This is a genomic window from Streptomyces sp. SID13031 (assembly GCF_010548305.1).
Taxonomy (GTDB): domain Bacteria; phylum Actinomycetota; class Actinomycetes; order Propionibacteriales; family Kribbellaceae; genus Kribbella.
This window is the reverse complement of the sequence record NZ_JAAGLV010000004.1, coordinates 345,148-362,817: the sequence shown is the minus strand read 5'-3', so window position 1 is coordinate 362,817 and position 17,670 is coordinate 345,148. Positions and strand designations below refer to the sequence as shown.

16 protein-coding genes are annotated in these 17,670 nt (G+C 67.7%); 9 read left to right on the top strand and 7 right to left on the bottom strand.

Going from position 1 to position 17,670, the window contains the following annotated elements; translation table 11 throughout:
• Positions 1 to 204 precede the first annotated feature (204 nt).
• Together G3I17_RS11560 and G3I17_RS11550 are read left to right on the top strand one after the other, a co-directional pair.
• Positions 205 to 792, top strand: coding sequence for a GNAT family N-acetyltransferase (locus tag G3I17_RS11560; protein ID WP_164595958.1), 588 nt, complete (start codon positions 205 to 207; stop codon positions 790 to 792).
• 3 nt (positions 793 to 795) lie between these two features.
• On the top strand, positions 796 to 2,652 hold the full coding sequence (locus G3I17_RS11550; protein ID WP_239062398.1) for an IucA/IucC family siderophore biosynthesis protein: 1,857 nt from the start codon (positions 796 to 798) through the stop codon (positions 2,650 to 2,652).
• Here G3I17_RS11550 and G3I17_RS11545 read toward each other — a convergent pair.
• The 3 genes from G3I17_RS11545 to G3I17_RS11535 all read right to left on the bottom strand — a co-directional run bounded on the left by G3I17_RS11545 (position 2,649) and on the right by G3I17_RS11535 (position 3,950).
• A complete protein-coding gene (locus tag G3I17_RS11545; protein WP_164595957.1) occupies positions 2,649 to 2,819 on the bottom strand; it encodes a hypothetical protein in 171 nt (56 codons plus the stop codon). The genes G3I17_RS11550 and G3I17_RS11545 overlap by 4 nt on opposite strands.
• A 268-nt stretch (positions 2,820 to 3,087) precedes the next feature.
• Positions 3,088 to 3,366, bottom strand: coding sequence for a helix-turn-helix transcriptional regulator (locus G3I17_RS11540; RefSeq protein WP_164595956.1), 279 nt, complete (start codon positions 3,364 to 3,366; stop codon positions 3,088 to 3,090).
• Entirely contained in the window at positions 3,366 to 3,950 is a 585-nt protein-coding gene (locus tag G3I17_RS11535) for a DUF2975 domain-containing protein (RefSeq protein WP_164595955.1), read from the bottom strand. Before G3I17_RS11535 ends, G3I17_RS11540 begins: the two co-directional genes overlap by 1 nt.
• A gap of 136 nt (positions 3,951 to 4,086) precedes the next feature.
• On the opposite strand from G3I17_RS11535, the gene G3I17_RS11530 reads away from it, so the two are divergent.
• The 4 genes from G3I17_RS11530 (at position 4,087) to G3I17_RS11515 (ending at position 6,275) form a co-directional block, all read left to right on the top strand.
• Positions 4,087 to 4,653 (top strand): Uma2 family endonuclease, encoded by a 567-nt coding sequence (locus G3I17_RS11530; RefSeq protein ID WP_203590019.1) that lies wholly within the window; start codon positions 4,087 to 4,089, stop codon positions 4,651 to 4,653.
• Positions 4,654 to 4,763: 110 nt separating this feature from the next.
• Positions 4,764 to 5,114: a Uma2 family endonuclease gene (locus G3I17_RS11525; protein WP_343238274.1), complete on the top strand. Its 351-nt coding sequence runs from the start codon at positions 4,764 to 4,766 to the stop codon at positions 5,112 to 5,114.
• Positions 5,115 to 5,199: 85 nt separating this feature from the next.
• A complete protein-coding gene (locus G3I17_RS42075; RefSeq protein ID WP_203590018.1) occupies positions 5,200 to 5,745 on the top strand; it encodes a Uma2 family endonuclease in 546 nt (181 codons plus the stop codon).
• A 35-nt stretch (positions 5,746 to 5,780) separates the two neighbouring features.
• The gene (locus G3I17_RS11515) at positions 5,781 to 6,275 is read left to right on the top strand and encodes a YbhB/YbcL family Raf kinase inhibitor-like protein (protein WP_343238267.1); all 495 of its coding nucleotides are present in this window, start codon (positions 5,781 to 5,783) and stop codon (positions 6,273 to 6,275) included.
• Between the two features lie 90 nt (positions 6,276 to 6,365).
• Here the strand turns inward: G3I17_RS11515 and G3I17_RS11510 are convergent, their stop codons facing one another.
• Both G3I17_RS11510 and G3I17_RS11505 read right to left on the bottom strand, forming a co-directional pair.
• Positions 6,366 to 9,587, bottom strand: coding sequence for an ATP-dependent DNA helicase (locus G3I17_RS11510; RefSeq protein ID WP_164595953.1), 3,222 nt, complete (start codon positions 9,585 to 9,587; stop codon positions 6,366 to 6,368).
• A complete protein-coding gene (locus G3I17_RS11505) occupies positions 9,587 to 12,811 on the bottom strand; it encodes an ATP-dependent DNA helicase (RefSeq protein WP_164595952.1) in 3,225 nt (1,074 codons plus the stop codon). The genes G3I17_RS11510 and G3I17_RS11505 overlap by 1 nt, the downstream gene beginning before the upstream one ends.
• Positions 12,812 to 12,931: 120 nt before the next feature.
• Here G3I17_RS11505 and G3I17_RS11500 point away from each other — a divergent pair, with 120 nt between their 5' ends.
• From G3I17_RS11500 to G3I17_RS11490, 3 genes are all read left to right on the top strand, one after another.
• Positions 12,932 to 13,843, top strand: coding sequence for a hypothetical protein (locus tag G3I17_RS11500; RefSeq protein ID WP_164595951.1), 912 nt, complete (start codon positions 12,932 to 12,934; stop codon positions 13,841 to 13,843).
• A gap of 229 nt (positions 13,844 to 14,072) precedes the next feature.
• Entirely contained in the window at positions 14,073 to 14,480 is a 408-nt protein-coding gene (locus G3I17_RS11495) for a helix-turn-helix domain-containing protein (RefSeq protein WP_203590017.1), read from the top strand.
• A gap of 3 nt (positions 14,481 to 14,483) precedes the next feature.
• The gene (locus G3I17_RS11490) at positions 14,484 to 14,960 is read left to right on the top strand and encodes a hypothetical protein (protein ID WP_164595949.1); all 477 of its coding nucleotides are present in this window, start codon (positions 14,484 to 14,486) and stop codon (positions 14,958 to 14,960) included.
• Between the two features lie 42 nt (positions 14,961 to 15,002).
• Here G3I17_RS11490 and G3I17_RS11485 read toward each other — a convergent pair whose 3' ends face one another.
• Positions 15,003 to 15,305 (bottom strand): MGMT family protein, encoded by a 303-nt coding sequence (locus G3I17_RS11485; RefSeq protein WP_164595948.1) that lies wholly within the window; start codon positions 15,303 to 15,305, stop codon positions 15,003 to 15,005.
• Between the two features lie 64 nt (positions 15,306 to 15,369).
• The gene (locus G3I17_RS11480) at positions 15,370 to 17,664 is read right to left on the bottom strand and encodes a discoidin domain-containing protein (protein ID WP_164595947.1); all 2,295 of its coding nucleotides are present in this window, start codon (positions 17,662 to 17,664) and stop codon (positions 15,370 to 15,372) included.
• Between the last annotated feature and the right edge of the window lie 6 nt (positions 17,665 to 17,670).

Here is a 17,670-nt window from a genome sequence, read left to right as displayed (position 1 = left end):
CTACCTGGGCATCCGCCGCGCGGACTACCTTCGGCGTCCTCCGGAAGGCTGTGACTCAGTAGTGGAGGCCGTTGAGGAGCACGTGGCGCCACGCGGCTTGGGGATACCGGTCACTTTTCATGGCCTCGCGAGCATCAAGTAAGGTAAGCCTTAGCTAACCATCCCCGCCTCTGCCGGATCCCGCGCAGCGATTGGAGTGCCGCCATGCCCCGCGCACTGCCCGAGCCGATCTACCGCCGCTTCACCGCCGGAGTCGGCACCCTCACCCTCCGCCCGTTCAACCTGACCGTGGATGTGCCCACGCTGCACAGCTGGGTCACGCAGCCCTACGCGCAGTACTGGGGATTGCTGACCGCCACCGTCGACGAGGTGCGCGCGGAGTACGAGCGAATCCAGCGGACCGGCTATCACCAGGCTTTGATCGGCGAACAAGATGGACGGCCGGCGTTCCTGATGGAGCGGTACGAACCCGCCTGCGACCCGGTCGGTGACGTGTACCGCCCGGCGCCGGGCGATGTCGGGATGCACGTGCTGGTCGCTCCGCCGGTGCAACGAGTGCACGGCTTCACTGGCGCAGTCTTCGAGACCGTCCTCGACTATCTGTTCAGCGATCCGGCGATCGATCGCGTCGTGGTCGAACCGGATGTCCGCAACACCAAGATCCAAGACTTGAATCAACGCATGGGCTTTCGCAAGCACAGCATCGTGACACTGCCGGACAAGCAGGCCTGGCTGAGCTTCTGCACCCGCGACCAGTACGCCGAGGCGACCCGGATGAACGAGGCAGGCTGACCTATGACGACCACCCATCTCCAGCCCGACACCTGGGCCGTTGCGAACCGCGCGCTGGTCCGCAAGGCGCTCGCCGAGTTCAGCCACGAGCGACTCTTCGAACCGGTCGCCTCGGGAAGCGGCTACATCGTCGCGAACGTTACGAGTAAGTATTACTTCAAGGCTAAGCAGTATCCCTTGAATCATTGGGAGGTCGATGCCGCCAGCATCACCCGGACCCGCGTCGGCGACAGCGCCGGCGACACCACCGGGACCAGCGTGGCCGGCGTGGCCGGCATGGTCGGCGACGGTGCGGCCGTTGATGCACTTGTTGACACACCCGTTGCTGCACCTGTTGACGCACCCGTTGACGCGCTGGACTTCATCACCGAGTTTCACGAGCAGTTGGGGATCGGGGCCGAGATGCTGCCCGTCTACCTCGAGGAGATCAGCAGCACGCTCGCCAGTTCGGCGTACAAGCTGGCCAAGGACGACCTGACCGCGGCCGACCTGGCCGGCGCCGACTTCCAGACGATCGAGTCGGCGATGACCGAGGGACACCCTTGTTTCGTGGCGAACAACGGGCGGCTCGGGTTCGGCGTCGAGGACTATCGCGCCTTCGCCCCCGAGGCCGGCGCACCCGTGCGACTGGTCTGGATCGCGGTCCGCCGCGATCGTTCGACGGTCTCGCACAGCCGCACGATCAGCTACGACGACATGCTGCGCACCGAGCTCGGAGCCCCTGTCCTGCAACGGTTCAGCGAGCGGATCCGGTCCGTCGGCGCCGAGCCGGCCGACTACCACCTGATGCCCGTGCACCCGTGGCAGTGGGACAACAAGACGTCGATCACCTTCGCCGCGGATATCGCGCAACGGCACATCATCCACCTCGGTACCAGCGATGACGACTACCAGGCCCAGCAGTCGATTCGCACCTTTTTCAATCGCGTGAACCAGGACCGGAATTATGTGAAGACGGCGCTGTCCGTGCTCAACATGGGTTTCATGCGCGGCCTGTCCCCGGCGTACATGGCGAAGACGCCCGCGATCAACGACTGGGTGCACGACCTGGTCGAGAACGACGCGGTGCTCAAGCGCCACGGCTTCTCCGTACTGCGCGAGATCGCCGCCGTCGGCTACCACAACCGGTACTACGAAGCGGCGACCAGTGCGACTTCGCCGTACCGGAAGATGCTTTCCGCCTTGTGGCGCGAGAGCCCGGTACCGACGCTGGCTCCCGGCGAGCGGCTGGCGACGATGGCGTCGCTGCTACACGTCGACCGGCACGGTTCGGCCTTGGCGGGTGCACTGATCCGGGCATCGGGATTGACCGCGACCGAGTGGGTGCGCTCGTATGTCGATGCCTACCTGGTGCCACTGCTGCATTGCTTCTACGCCTACGAGCTGGTCTTCATGCCCCATGGCGAAAACCTCATCCTCGTACTGCGGGACGGCGTGCCCGTGCGGGCGATCATGAAGGACATCGCCGAGGAAATCGCCGTTCTGAGCACGGCGACCTCGTTGCCCGCGGAGATCGAGCGGGTTCGCGTCACCGACGTTCCGGACGACGAGAAGCTGCTGAGCATCTTCACCGATGTGTTCGACTGCATCTTCCGGTTCCTGGCGCCGTTGCTCGACGGCGAGGGGTTGTTGTCGCCGGAGGAGTTCTGGGCGGTCGTCGCGGAGTCGGTGCGTGACTATCAGGAGGCGACCCCCGAGCTGGCGGCGGCGTTCGCGAAGTACGACCTGTTCGGATCCGAGTTCGCCCTGTCCTGCTTGAACCGGCTACAACTGCGCAACAACCAGAGCATGGTCGACCTCACCGACGTGTCCGGCTCACTGCAGTTCGTCGGAACACTGCAAAACCCCTTGGCTGGTTAGAGAAGCTGGGCGATCAGGGCATCGCCCAGCCAGCGTTCGTACTCGTCGAGCGACCAGCCGCGTTCCAGGACGAGGGTCCGGTAGACCTCGGCAACCATGCAGGCGAGCAGGATGTCCAGCGCGCGGGTCGCGGTGACCGCCAGCTCGCCCTCAAGGCGGCGAGGCACTTCGCGAGGTCGTGCTCGCGGGCGTCCCACATCCGCGCAGCTCCTTGGCCATCCCGGGTTCTGCCCGCGCCGCCTCCTGGTAGATGACGATCACGTCGTACCCGGCCTCGAACTGGCGGCGATGCCAGTGCGCGGTCTGCCGGAGCCGATCAACCGGGTCGGGCGCCGCCAGCGCGAATTCCGACAGCCGCTGGGTCTCGGCATCGGCGATCCATGCCTTGGCGATCTCGCGCAGGATGGTCGCCTTGTTCCCGAGGGCCTGGCGCTTCTACTGGCGCTCGAGGCCGATCAGGTCGGCGGGGGTGCAGTCGAGGGCGTCGCAGATGGCGGTGAGGGTGCTGAAGCGGACGGCCCGGGCGTGGCCGTTCTTCAGGATGGAGAGATTGGCGACCGTTACACCGACGCGCGCCGCGAGGTCGACCAGGGTCATGTTGCGGGCGATGAGCAGCTCGTCCAGATGGATGGTGATCCGATGCTCGAGCGATTCGGCGGGCTCAGGTTGCTTGCCCCGTTCGGGTTGCCCTTGCCGCTTGGTTGCCTTGGGCATCAGATGACGGTGTCCAGCTCGGCCCGCATGGCGACGCCGCGAGCGAGGAGTTGGGCAACGGCCGCGAAGATGAAGCCGACCGCGAGTGACCAGAACGGCGAGCCGTCCGCCTTGACCGCAGTACCGGAGTCGAGCACCGTCGACGAGAGCACCGACATCGCGGCGCTGGCGAGCGCCCAGGCGCCGACGCCACCGAAGGCGGTGAGCTTCGCGATGAACGTCAACTCACGGACCGTACCGGCAGTGAAGGGGTCGCTTGCCTCCGCGGCTCGCAGGAGCGCCGCCAGCCGGCGGGCGACCTCGGCAACCACGAGCGCGCCCGGCAGGACCGTGGCGAGGGAGAGCAGCCGCTGCGCAAGGGACGGGTCAGTGAGGCTGAAGGGGATCGTGCCCTCCGGGTCGACCACGGCACCCGACTTCACCCCGTCGACGCCTTGCAGGCCGGACAGCAGCGAACTCGGCAGGTCCAGCACGACCGGCGAGCGCGGGATGAAGGCGATCACCAGTAACGCGACCGTGGCGCACAGTACGGCGACGAAGACGACGGTCGAGGTGATCCGGAGCCGCCGTAGCCAGGTACCCATCCGTTGATCCATGAGAAACCTTCCTGCGCATATCGTTAAACAATATGGATATTGAAAAACGATATGCCTGGCGGGGCCTGGCGTCAACTGTGGATAACTTCAGCGGCGGTCGGGGCGTTTCGGCGATGCTGGTCGGGTGATCGAACGACTGGCGAATCTCGAGGCCGCTGGACTGGCGAACGCCGTACCGGCCAATTGCTCAGCGGGTGCTGGAGTGCGGGCACCGGACGCCCGGCGGTTTGAGGTGATCGACGGAAGGCTGGCGGTGACGGGGGTCCAGCCGCCGTCCCACCAGGCGGCGGTCGTCGCGCTGATGGTGCTGCTCAAACAGGCCTGTACTGCCGACCTGCTCGTCTCCGTCGGCTCACTCGACTTCCGGCCGACGCGCCGGCTCTCGCTCCGCCCCGACATCCTCGTCACCGCACGCGCCGGCGCGGGCCCGCAGTACGTCCAGGAGGCAGAACTCGCCGTCGAGGTGCTCTCACCAACCACCCGAGTCACCGACGTGGTGACGAAACGCGAGCTCTACGCGCAGCACGGCGTACCGGCGTACTGGCTCCTCGACCCCGACCGCCAGGAACTCACCATCCTCCACCTCACCAACGACCACTACACCTGCGAAGCAGTCCTCCAAGGCGAAGAAACCTTCCACACCACCACGCCTTTCCCCGTCACCCTCTCCCCCGCAGCACTCACAGGCTGACCGGGGCAGACGGCGGGGCAGTCTCGGGGCAGATCATCCAAACCGCCACGTGCGTCGCCGAATCACCACCATGCTGATCAGGTGACCTTGATGACCGCGCCGACCCTGCGATACGAGCTGATCGACGGGATGTATCTGCTGACCCCGCTACCGACCTTGCCGCACCAGATCGCGGCGAGCCGAGACAGCCCGGGCCAGACGCCCTGCGACTCTCGCTACTGCTTGCCGTCGAGATCCTCTCGCCATTCACCCGGATGGTCGACCTGCTACTCAAGCGCGCGATCTACGAGGAGTCCGGGGGCTGCTCCTACTGGCTGATCGATCCCGAGCAGGAGGTCTTGACGGTGCTCGAACTGGTCGGCGGGCAGTATGTCGAGCGGGCCATGGCGAAGGGTGCCGAGGCCTTCGAAGCCGAACTGCCGTTCTCCGTCCGGATCGTCCCGCGCGAGCTCGTCCACTAAATGCCGGGGCACGCTTTGGGGCAGATTGCGGGCAGGTGGCGGATTGGCCTGCCCACGCCCTGCCTGAATCCGGAATCCTGGCCGAGTGACCGATAAGGAGGCACCAGCCGTGCAACCACTTGAGCCAGGCGGATTCACCCTCGCGGATTTGGATGGCATGCCCGACGACGGCATGCGCTACGAGTTGGTAGACGGGACTCTGCTGGTGACTCCCTCGCCACTGCCGATCCACCAGGATGCAGCACTCCAGCTCGCCGCTCGTTTGCTCGCTGGCTGTCTGCCGGATCTGAACGTCTTCATCGCTCCGATGGACTTTCAACCGGATGTGCACAAGTCCTTGCAGCCAGATGTCCTCGTCTGCCGGAAAGAAGACGTGGGCCAGAAAGTCATCGCGCAACTGCTGCTCGCCGTGGAGGTCCTGTCTCCGGCAACGCGCTCCAAGGACCTTGTCTGGAAGCGGTTGGCGTACGAACAGTCCGGCATCGAGTCGTACTGGATCTTTGATCCGGAGGTCGAGATGCTGACTGTGCTGGAGTTGGAGGACGGACGGTATGTCGAGCGGGCTGTGGTGAAGGCTGATGAGGCGTTCGAGGCCGGGCTGCCGTTTGCTGTTCGGGATCGTTCCCGCTGAGCTTGTCGGTTAGCTCAGTCGAGGCGGTTTGCGATGTGGGGTGGCATGACGGGGGCAAGACCGTGCGGAAGGGCCGGCCGTTGCCGACGGCCCAACTGTCCGGCATCTTCGGAGTACCTGGTGGGAAGGATGTCTCCCCGCAGCTTTCCTGGTCCGGTTTCCCGAAGCGGACGAAGAGTTTCGTCATCTCGATGTACGACCCGCAGGCGCCGACCGGGAGCGGGTTCTGGCACTGGGTCGTGGCAGACCTGCCAGCGACCACGACGTCGCTGCCTGAGAACGCGGGCATCCCGAACGGCAAGTCCCTGCCTGCCGGCGCGCTACAGCTCCCCGGCGACGCCGGCGCGTTCCGCTACATCGGCGGCGCACCGCCGAGCGGCTCCGGCGTCCACAACTACTACATCGCCATCACCGCGCTGGACGTCGCCAAGTCCGGCGTCGGTCCGACTGCGAGCGGCGCGCTGCTCGGCTTCACGATCGGCAGCCACACGATCGCCCGCGCGACGTTGATCCCCATCGCCGTCGGGTGACGATCCGGCCGCCGGGCCTCGCTGGTGCGCCGTGTCGGGAGTTGCGCAACGAAACTGCTGACACGGCGGGACAGGTCCGGCGGCGCTCGCTCACCCGTTGAGCAAGGTGATCAGGGCGGGCCGGTCGGGGAGGTTGTCGGGGCGGATGATGTCGCCGGTGCGGACGTAGTAGAAGGCGGCGCCGACCTGGTCGACGGGGATGCCGAGGAGTTCGGCCCAGGCGACTCGGTAGATGGCCAGCTGGAGTGGATCGGCGGTCTCGCTGCGGCTGGTCTTCCAGTCGACGACGTCGTAGCCGCGGGAGCCGTCGGGGCGGATCACCTGGTAGACGGCGTCGATCCGGCCGCGGACCATCCGGCCGCCGATCGCCAGGGCGAACGGGGCCTCGATCTCGTACGGCATCTGCTCGCCGTAGGGGCCGATGCGGAACGCATCCATCAACTCGGTCAGGTCGGTGTCGTCGACGATGCCCTCGTCGGCAGCGCCTGGCAGATCATCGGGGTCGAGCAGGAACTGCTGGCCGAAGTAGCTCTCCACCCACGCGTGGAAGCGGGTGCCGAAGCGCGCCGCCCGGTTGGGTTTGCGGGGCATCGGGCGAGCCAGGTCAGCCGCCAGCCCGTCCGGATCCGTCGCCAGCCGCATCACCTGGGTCGCCGACAGCGAAGCGGGCAGCTCGACGTCGTACGCCTTCCGGCTCCGGCTTTCCCTTGCCTCTGACAACAATCGCTCCAGCTCGGAGTCCCAGCGCGCGACCGTCGCCTGCTCGTCCAGCAGCAGCGAGTCCTCGGCCTCCTGCGACGGACCTTCCGCGCGCGACTGCTCGACCAGCGCGACCGATTCGAGGCGGCGCTGGTACCCGGCCGGATCGTACGGAGCCGGCCAGGGCGCGAGCGTCTGCTCGGCCAGCTCCGGGTTCTCCTCGTTGAGCTCGGGCTGCGGCGCCCAGTCGACGACCCGCTCCCCCGCATGTTTCTTCAGCGTCTCCAGGTACGACGAGGGGCCGCGTGGCCGTTTCTGCGTGGGCCCCCACCAGTGCCCAGTCGCGACCAGGATCTCCTTGGCGCGTGTGAAAGCGACGTACCCGAGCCTTCTCTCCTCCAGCGCGTTGACGTTCTTGCACTCGTCGGCGAAGGCCTTCAGCCCGGCGTTCGACAGGTCGTGGAAATCGGGCAGCGTGTCGGCGTCACCGCGCAACGGCCACGGCAGCACCTTCGCGTTGGTGGTCCACTTGTCGCGCCCGCGGTCCGACGGGAACACCTTGTTCACCAGCGTCGGGACGAACACGATCGGCCACTCGAGCCCCTTCGACCGGTGCGTCGTCAGCAGCTTCACCGAGTCCGCCTCGCTCGGTACTGCGAGGTCGAGACCCGCCGCGTACTCCTCTTCGGCCGCCAGGTACGCCAGCAGGCCGTCGAGCGAACCACTCGACTCGGTGGAGACGAAGTTGCCCACGGCATCGAGGAACGCGGCCAGGTGATCACGTCGGCCGGAGTCGACGTGGTCGGGGGTCGCGGTGAGCTCGACGTCGAGACCGATCGTGCTGATCACCCGGCGTACCAGGTCGAGCAGCGGCTCGCCCGCGTGCGCGCGCAGGTCACGCAGCTCGGTCGACAGCTCCCTGAAGCGCTCGAGCGCCTCCGCCGAGTATCCCCAGCCGGCCGGGCCGGGGTCGTCGACGGCTTCGGCCAGCGAGATGACCTCCGTCGAGTCCATACCGGCCACCGCCGCGTCGAGCGCCGCGACGAGATCGTCCGCGGCTGGGCGGTCGCCGCCGTCAGCGAGGGAACGGGAACGGTTGGCCAGCAAGGCGAGATCGCGGTGGCCGATCCTGTACCGCGGGCCGGTCAGGATGCGCAGCATCGCGGCGTTCGCGGTCAGGTCGTTGACCGCCTGCAGGGTGGCGACGACGTCGACGACCTCGGGCAGCGCGAGCAGTCCGCCGAGGCCGACCACCTCGACCGGGACCTTGCGCGCGATCAGCGCCTCGTGCACAGCGCTGAGGTCGACGTTCGTCCGCATCAGGATGCCGATGTCCTTCCACCGGCGGCTGGGCATCTTGTGGGCGGCGACGATCGCGTCCGCGACCCACTCGATCTCCTTCGAGCGCGTCTCGAACAGGCCGACGGTGATCGCGCCCTCGGGTGCTTCCGGCGGCGCCTCCAGCGGGATGACGCCGGGGTGTTGCTCGTAGAGCTCGGCCGCGTGCTGGTTGGCTGCCGCGAGGATCCTGCTGCCGCAGCGACGGTTGACACTCAGGACGTAGCGGCGGGCCGCAGTACCGTCTGCGTTCTTGAAGTGCTCGGGGAACTCGTCCAGGTTGGCGACCGAGGCGCCGCGCCAGCCGTAGATCGCCTGGCAGGGGTCGCCGACCGCGGTGACGGGGTGGCCGTGCTCGCCGAACAGGGCGGTCAGCATCCGGCGTTGGGAGACCGAGGTGTCCTGGTACTCGTCGAGGAGGACGACCTTGTACCGCGCTCGCTCGATCACCGGGACCTCTGGACACTCCTCGGCCAGCCGCGCGCCGAGCGCCATCTGGTCCGCGAAGTCGACGACGCCGCGCTCAACCTTGAACGCCTGGTACTCCTCGACGAGCTGGAGGATCTCGCCGCGCTTCAACGCGGTCTCGGCGAGCTTCTTCACCTCGACCGTCTGCTTGCGGGCGGCGGCGACCTCGGCCCGCACAGCCTCGTCATGAGCCCGTACTTCGTTGGCGCTGAGCAGGTGATCAGCCAGCTCGCCGTCGAGGGCCAGCAGGCTGTTGACGAGCGTCGGCACGTGATGGGACGCGAAGCGGATCGGCCCGTTGGACCGGCGGACGACGCGGCCGGCCAGCTGGAACCTGGTCGCGTCGGCAAGTACCCGGACGTCGGGCTCGAGGCCGAGGCGGAGGCCGTGCTCGGCGATGAGCGTGCCGGCGAAGGCGTGGTACGTCGAGACGACGGGCTCGCCTGGCTCTTCGGGCTCCCAGTTCGGGACGTTGCTGCGCAGGTGCGCGGCGAGGATCGGGTGCTGGTCGCGCGGCAGGGTGGAGCCGAGCACGCCGGCCTTGGTGAGGTCGTCGCGGATCTTGATGTCGAGCTCGTTGGCCGCCTTCTTGGTGAAGGTCAGCCCGAGCACCTCCTCCGGCTGGACCTGGCCGGTGCAGATCAGCCACACCACCCGGGCCGCCATCGCCGTCGTCTTCCCCGACCCCGCCCCCGCAACGATCACCCCCGGTGCGAGCGGCGCGGTGATCGCCTGCAGTTGCTGATCACTGAACGGGATGCCGAGCAGGTCGCACAGATCGGCCGTCGTCTCCAGCTTGGCTCTCATCAGACGATCTCTCGGCCTTCGGGTTGGATCGGGCACAGCGAGCGGACCTCGCAGCGGTCGCAGCTGGGGTTGCGTTTGGCGATGAACTCCTCGGTGCGGACCATGGTTTCGGCATCGTCCACTGCTTGGTCGAGCCAGGTGCGGCCGTCTTCGTCGGGCTCGAGCGGGGCCTGGCCCTGGACCTTGGGCAGGCCGATGTCGTCGTGGCGTAGCTGGACCAGCTCGGCGCCACCGCTGCGGGGCTCGTCGCCGAGCTTCTTCATCTGGCGGGACTCGATCGCACGCTGGTAGATCGCCAGCTGGACGTGCCGCTCCAGCGACGGCTTGGTCGGCAGGTTCCGGCCGGTCTTCAGGTCGATCACCCGGAGCTCGCCGTCGCCGTCCTGCTCGAGCCGGTCCATCCGGCCCTTCACCCGGACCGCGGGCTTGTCCTCGTCCGGCAGCAGTACGTCGAACTCCACCTCGGTGCCGACCAGCGTCCGGTCCGGGCGGCCCTGATGCCACGCGACGAACCGCCGCAGCGCCTGCTCCGCCTCCACCCGCTCCCGGTCGGAGATCCAGGACGACTCGAACTCGAGCTGCGTCCACACCTTGTCGAGCCAGCCGTTCAGCTCGTCGATGTCCGGCGGCAGCGTCCCGGTCGCGACCGCGTCGGCGAGCGTGTGGAGCACCATGCCGAAGCCGATGGCCGAAGTACTGGGGGTCTCGCCGCCCGCGCGACGCTGCAGGAACCAGCGCAGCGGGCAGTCGACGATCGTCGTCAGCGCGCTCCCGGACAACGGCACCGGCAGCTCCGGGTCCGTGATCGGGCGCTCCGACTTGGTCCGCTCCCGCACGCCCCACCAGCGCTGCGGCTCGGCCGTCGGGACCAGCGCATACTCCCGGTCGTCGACGGCGTCGGCGAGGTGCGCCAGCCGGTCCGCCGCGACGCGCTTCAACGCGGGCGACGACGCCGGGTCGGCCAGTACGCAGCGAAGGTCGGCCACCAGACCGGGCAGCGACAACGGGCGGCGCGGCCGTCCGGCCACCAACTTCAAAGGAATGTCCAGCTCGGCAAGCAATCGTGAGGGCTGATCGCCGTCGGCTTCGGGCGCCTGCACGGCCGTCACGATCAGCCGCTCCCGGGCTCTGGTGATCGCCACGTAGAAGAGCCGTCTCTCCTCGGCCAGCAATGCACCGGCTGACAACGGCTCCACCAGGCCGTCCGGTCCCAGCCTGTCCGGCTCGAGCAGGGAGCCGCGCCGACGGAGATCGGGCCATTGCCCTTCCTGCACGCTCGCCACGACGACGAGCCGCCACTGCAAGCCTTTGGACCGGTGCGCGGTCATCAACTGCACGCCGGCTTCGCGGTAAGTCGCGTCGAACCGGTTGTCACCCGCGATGTCCAGCGCCTCCAGCTCGGCCAGGAACGTCGACACGCCCTTGAACCCGATCTGCTCCTCGGCCCGGCTGGCCGCATCGAACAGCGCGCAGAGCGAGTCGAGATCGCGGTTCGCAGTACGGGCGACCTCGCCGCCGCTGTTCGCCTGGCCGCGGAGCCGGCGCAGCCACGGCGACTCCGACCACAGCGACCACATCACCTCGTCGGGCGCCGCGCCCGCCATCACGATATTCCTTGCCTTGAGCAACCTCTCGCCGAGCGCGACGAATCGCGCCTCGGCCGGCGACGCCTGCTCGTCGAGCAGCAACGGGTTCAGCAGCGCTTCGCGGAGCAGCTCGTCCGACGGGCGGGGCAGCCGCTGGCCGCCGGCTGCCTCGCGGTCGCGCTTGCGTAGTACGCGGGCAAGTCGTCGCAACTGCCCGGCATCCATCGCGCCCAACGGTGACAACGCCAATGCCCGCACCACGTCCACGGTCAGCGTGACCGGATCGGCGACGGCTCGCAACGCCAGCAACATCGGCCGTACTGCGGGCTCGCGCGACAAAGGCAACTCGTCACCGGCGACATCGACCGGGATGCCAGCGGCGGCCAGAGCGCGACGCAGCGGTGGGATCGACCAGCTGCCGGATCGGACCAGGACCGCCATCTCGTGCCAGCCGACACCGTCTTGCACGTGCGCGCGCCGGAGCAGGTCGGCGATGTGCTCCAGCTCGGCGCCGCTCGTCGAGTACAGGTTGGCCTCGACCTTGCCGGGGCCGTAGACGCACGAGCTCGCGTCGGGATTGCGGAACCGCTCGAAGGTGTCGCGGTCGAGCGTGCCCGGGACGCCGAGGCGGTTGACCACGTTGCGCGAGACGCGCTGCAGCGTCGTACCGAACCTGCGGGTCGTCGCGAGCGCGATCTGGGCGGCCTCTGCGCCGTCCGCCGTACGGAACTCGTCGGTGAAACGGAGCAGGCCACGGACATCGGCGCCGCGGAAGGTGTAGATGGACTGGTCCGGGTCGCCGACCACGACCAGGTCACGGCCGTCGCCGGCGATCGCCTGCAGCAGCTTCGTCTGGCCCGGATCGGTGTCCTGGTACTCGTCGACGAAGACGACCTTGAACTCCTCCCGGAGCCTGGCCTGGACGTGCGGCTGCTGCGCCAGGATGACCGCGCGATGGATCAGCTCGGAGTAGTCCAGCACCTGCTCGTGGTCGAGGATCTGCAGGTACTCCTCGAAGAAGTCGCCGACCGCGACCCACTCAGGCCTGCTCGCCGAGTGCCCGATCGCGGACAGATCCTCCGGGTCGAGCCCGAGCTGACGCGCCTTGCCGATGACGGCCTGTACTTCCTCGGTGAACCCGCGCGTCTTGAGCGCCGGATGCAGGCTCGACGGCCACTTGGTCACGCCGACCTCGCGACTCCCTCCGAGCGACTCGCTCAGGCGAAGCGTCTGCTCGGGGCCGGAGGGCAACCGCAGTGGCACGTCGAAGGCGTCGGCCGGGGTGAAGCGGCGCAACAACGCGTAGCAGAACGAGTGGAAGGTCATCGACGGCATCACTCGCGTCGTCCGGCCGAGCCGTGCGGTGATCCGGTCGCGCAGCTCGGTCGCCGCCTTGCGCCCGAAGGTCAGCACGAGCACCTGGTCAGGACTCAGCCCGCGATTCCCCACTCGATCAACGACAGCTTCGACCAGCGTCGTCGTCTTCCCCGTCCCCGGCCCGGCGAGCACCAGCAACGGCCCGCCCGGATGATCCACCACGGCCTGCTGATCAGCATCCAGCACCGGTGCCTCGGTGACGCGAGCCTGATGCCCGTCACCTCGCACCAAGCGATACCTGGAACCAGTTCTGCTGACCATCACCCCATCCCATCAGACGCCACCGACAGTCTTCACACGAGCACTGGTCGGAGCCACGGCATAACTTTTCGCGCGGTCGCCGCATCGAGTAATTCGATGACCATTCGGAGGGAGCATTCAGTGAAGACTGTTCGGCGAGCAGGGTTGGTGCTGGGGGTTTCGGCACTGCTGGCAGGGTTGGGGCTCGGGTCGGCGACGGCGCAGGCCGGTACCACCCCGGGAATCATGGCGTTGTGCGCGATGGACGTGGGGTCGATCACCGCTCAGGGGATCTACACCGACACCGTGGTCTCGGCCGGCGCACCGCCGGCGGCGAGCGCCCCACGGGTCGGCCCGGCCGTCGCGAAACCGGGTGAGACGAAGGCGAGCACGACCTGGGAGTTCGCCGACGAGCCCGGCAGCGGGACGGTGGATCGCGGCTATGCGATCTACGGAACGGAGCTCGACAGCACGTTGATCGCCCGGCCGGCCGGGGGTCCTTGGTGGGGTCGCGGCATCGTGGCCTTCGACTGGAACGACTACACCGCAGTGGTGCGATCGGCGTTCCCGAAGGGCGCCAACCCGACGCGCGAGTACTTCTACGCGGTCCGCGCCGACGGCGTGCTGGCGCGGTTCAAGAAGGACAACCAGGGTTTCCACCCGCTGGGCACCTACGCCGGGCTCAAGACGGTGAAGACGGTCACGGTGATCAGCCAGACCGCGTCGTACGACACGCTGCTGGTGACCACCAAGGCCGGTGCCCTCTCGACGATCCGGATCCCGGTCACCTCGCCGATGACCCCGGTGGTGAAGGTGGTCCGCGGGACGACCTGGCAGGGCTTCGAGGCGATCGTGGCGGAGAAGTGCGGAACCAGCAGCACGCTGCTGACCGCCATCGACCGCGAGACCGGTTCGGCTTACCTGTACGCCGTCGGCCACGCGACCGGCACCACCACGGCGATCCAGGCCCTCGGCAAGATCCCAGGCACCTTCAACGACCCGGTGTACTTCCTCCGCAGCTCGCGGGAAGGCACACCACTGAACGGCGAGTGATCACCGTCGACTGACGACAAGCACGCGACGAGGCGGCGACCAGCGAGGACGCCGCCTCGTTGCACGTCATCGAGTCGAGCTGGGTCAGTCGACTTCCGGGTCCCAGCGGACCTGGCGGAGGTTGACCTTGCCGTTGGCGGCTCGGACGCCGTCGCCGGTGTTTCTGATGTTTCGATTGTTTCTCTTGTTTCGGATATGATCCTCCGGCCAGGAGCAGTTGGTGATGCCGGTGGCGACACCTAGCCACGATCAGCTCCGCGCGGTCGCTCTGATCATCAACCGGGGTACCGAGGTCACCATCGTCCACGGCAAGACCAGCGTGAAGGTGACCGGCCCGACGCTGGCCGCGATGCGCCAGATCATCGCCGCCCTCAGCGCCGGCCCACTCAGCTTGCTCGTCGACGAGACCCGGGACACCGAGCTGACCAGCCAAGAAGCCGCCGACCTGCTCAACGTGTCACGCCCGTACGTCGTCAAACTCGCCCGCGAAGGCCGGCTCGCCCACAAGCTGGTCGGGAACCGACACCGGTTCCTGCTCTCCGAGGTCCAAGCCCTCGCACAGGCTCAGTACCGCGAACGCGAGCAGTTGCTGGCTTCGATAGTGCCCGAAGGCGGCTACCTGGACGAGGACTTCTGACCGATGCCCACGGTCTGCCCAGATCACCCGATCGGCGTTCTCGACGCTTGTGTACTGGTTCCGCCTAGCCTCCGCGACGTATTGCTCTCCTGCGCCCACGAGTTGGCGTTCCGTCCCGTCTGGCAGGACGAGATCTTCGACGAGGTCCTGCGCAACTCGGTACGGCTCCTGAAGGATCGCTCCGGCTTGACCGACGACGCCGCAACCGCCGCTTCAGCGCACATGCTCGATCAGATCGGCCAAACGTTCCCCGACGGCCTGCCGCCGCCGGGCCTTGCCGTCGTGCAGCCCGACAGGTTTCTGCTGGATCTGCTGACCGCGGCTCCCGTGCAGGTCGTGAATGCCGTTGAGGGGATGTCGCGCCGGCTTCGGCAGCCGAAGAAGACAACCGTCGAACTGGCCGAGCAGATGGCAAAGGGCCGGTACGTCCCTGGATTCGGCGACGAGCTGGGCAGGATCCTCGCGGACGGAATGCCTTGAGGCCGGACACTCCCTGACCCCTGCACGGCGACCAGGCGCTGCTTAGCTCTCCTCTTCGGGGTCCCAGCGGACCTGGCGGAGGTTGATCTTGCCGTTGGTGACTCGGACGCCGTCGCCGCGGAGGAGTTGGAGTTGCTGGTCGACTACCTCGTCGGCGGGGATGCCGCTGGCGCGGATGACTCGCCACCAGGGGACACCTCCGCCGTACTCGCGCATGATCGCGCCGACCTGCCGCGGCCCGCCCTGGCCGACGAACGCGGCGATATCTCCGTACGTCGCCACGCTGCCCGCCGGAATCGACTCGACCGCCACCAACACGGCCTCCACGTACTCCTCCCGATCCACAGCCCTACGTTAACCACCCGCCAACAGATTCCGTACTAGCCGGCGCGCCTCGGTCGGACCGGTGTCATCCCTCGCGGGATCGCACTTCGACTTCTGCCAGGGACAGCGGGTTGGTGGCGGACTCCAGTTGTACGCGGACGTAGCGGCCGGTCAGGGTAGTGAGATCGAGGGTGGTGGGGCGTCCGGCCTGACCTGGTTGGTGGATGGCTGTTACCCCTGGTGCCGTTCGTGCCGCCTCGAGCGAGTCTCCGGTGATCGGGGTGCCGGAGACGAGCACCCAATAGTTCGACAAGCGGTCGGCGCAGCAGTCTGCGCGGTTCCAGATCGCGATCTGGTCGATTGCGTAGCTCTTGCCGAGATCCACCTGCCACCATGCCTGGTTGGCTGGTTCTGCTGTGTGGGTGACGGATTCCCCGCCCCAGTTGCCGTCGGTATTGCCGTCGACCGCGCGGCTGGGGATGCCGTCATAGGCCACACCTGACTGAGTCGCCTGCTTACCCAAGGCAACATCGGGCGGGGGTACGGCGGTGTTCAAGCCCTTGTCGTAATGGTTGCCTGCGACCCGGATGTCCGAGCTGCCGGTGAACATGAACAGCGGCGAGGTGTACGGCGGGTGGTCCGGGCCGTCCAGGCGACGGACGGTATTGCCGGTGAACCGGAAGCCTCCGACGCTCTTGGCGTTGACGACGGTGAGGTCGCCGACGTCGAATCTGTTCTGATCGACGGTGATGTTGTGGTGCACCGGGTTCGCCGGGTCGACCACCCGGTTGGTCGGCTCTACGAAGATGACCGGACCGCTGGGCCTGGTGAACCGGTTCCCGCGGATGGTGACGTCGGCGACGGCCCCGGACTCGTACCACGAGTAGGCATCGGCGGAGATGTAGATGCTGGACATCGTCATCGCGTCGAACCGGTTGCCGGTGATCAGTACCGGCTTGCGGGTGGTGACCAGTACGCCGCGGGTCGGCACGTTGCGGAAGACGTTGTCGGCGATGACGACGGACGGCGTGTAGGTGATGTTCTCCGCGACCGTACCGCCGATCTCCAGCCCAGCGGGGAGTGGCCGGTCGAAGGTGACGGTCATGGTGGTCAGCGGCTTGGCGTGGTCCATCCCGCTCGGCCCGTCCACCGCGGTGACGACTGCCCGGCCGCCGGCGAGCGGGGCCATGGTGCGCTTGTTGACGAACTCCACCTCGTTGCCGGGGTAGAACTGCGGGAAGCCTGCCGTCTCCCGGTGTTTGTAGGCGAGGGTGACCGTGTCCGGCCCTGGCTGATCGACGACCTCGAGATAGGTGCCGTGGATGTTGATCGGGTCGTCGTGCGGGCCGTCGAAGACGCTCCGGGTGATCTTGACCTCGCCCTTGATGCCGGACATCTGCACGAAGTCCGCGAACGAGGCTGTCGTCCGGCCGGACTTCGGGTCCGGCGCGAAGTTCACCTTGTCGATGGTGATGTCCTCGCTGAACTGGCCCACGATGCCGAAGGTCTGCAGGTAGTAGGCGTTCAGCGAGCGCATCGTGACGTTCTTCGACTCCCAGATGAACGCGCCCGGTTCCTCCCGCTGGATCTGCCGCAGCTGGTAGACGAGCCCGGCGTCCGACGGCGGCGTCGCGGTCGTGTAGTCGATCTGGATCCGGCGCTGGCCAAGATCGGTGACCGCGGCGACATCGGTGAACATCGGGTTGCCGGCGCGCCACGTCCGCTGCGCCACCGGGTCGTGGATCTGCGTGTACTCGAGCCCGTCGACGCCCGACCAGTACGGCTGCCCGGTGACCGGGCTGCTCTCGCCGAGCCAGGTGATGTGGGTACCGTCCACCCGGTACGGGCTGCCGGCGGGGATCGACAGGACGCGGTACGCGTGCCCGTCTGTCACGCCCGCGGCGGCGACCGTGGCGTCGATGACCTTCGGTGCGGCGTAGTCGAAGGAGAAGTCGGTGAACGTCACGTTGGTCGAGCGGATCGCCGCGAACGCCGTCTGGAGGCCGTGGTAGACGAGCTTCGCGCCGCGGCCGTCGACGGTGACGTCGTGCATGTCCTCGACGAGCAGCCCGATCTTCTTGTCCCGGTAGCGCTGGTCGGCGCCGACGGTGTTGGACACGTACAGCTCACGCGTCTCGGCCTGCTCGGGGAACAGTTGGTAGGTGCCCTTCGAGAAGACGATCTTCGTCGGCCGGCCGAGGGTCCGGGCGTGCCGCAGCGCCGCGGTGACCGCAGGCGCGGAGTCGGTCCGGCCGGTGGGGTCGGCGCCGAAGGCAGCGACATCGACGATTACCGGCGCCGCAGCCGACGCCGCGGCAGCGGGGCTCAAACCACTTCCGGCCATCACCAGTGCCATCCCAAGAATCACGATCCGAGACATAGGCCC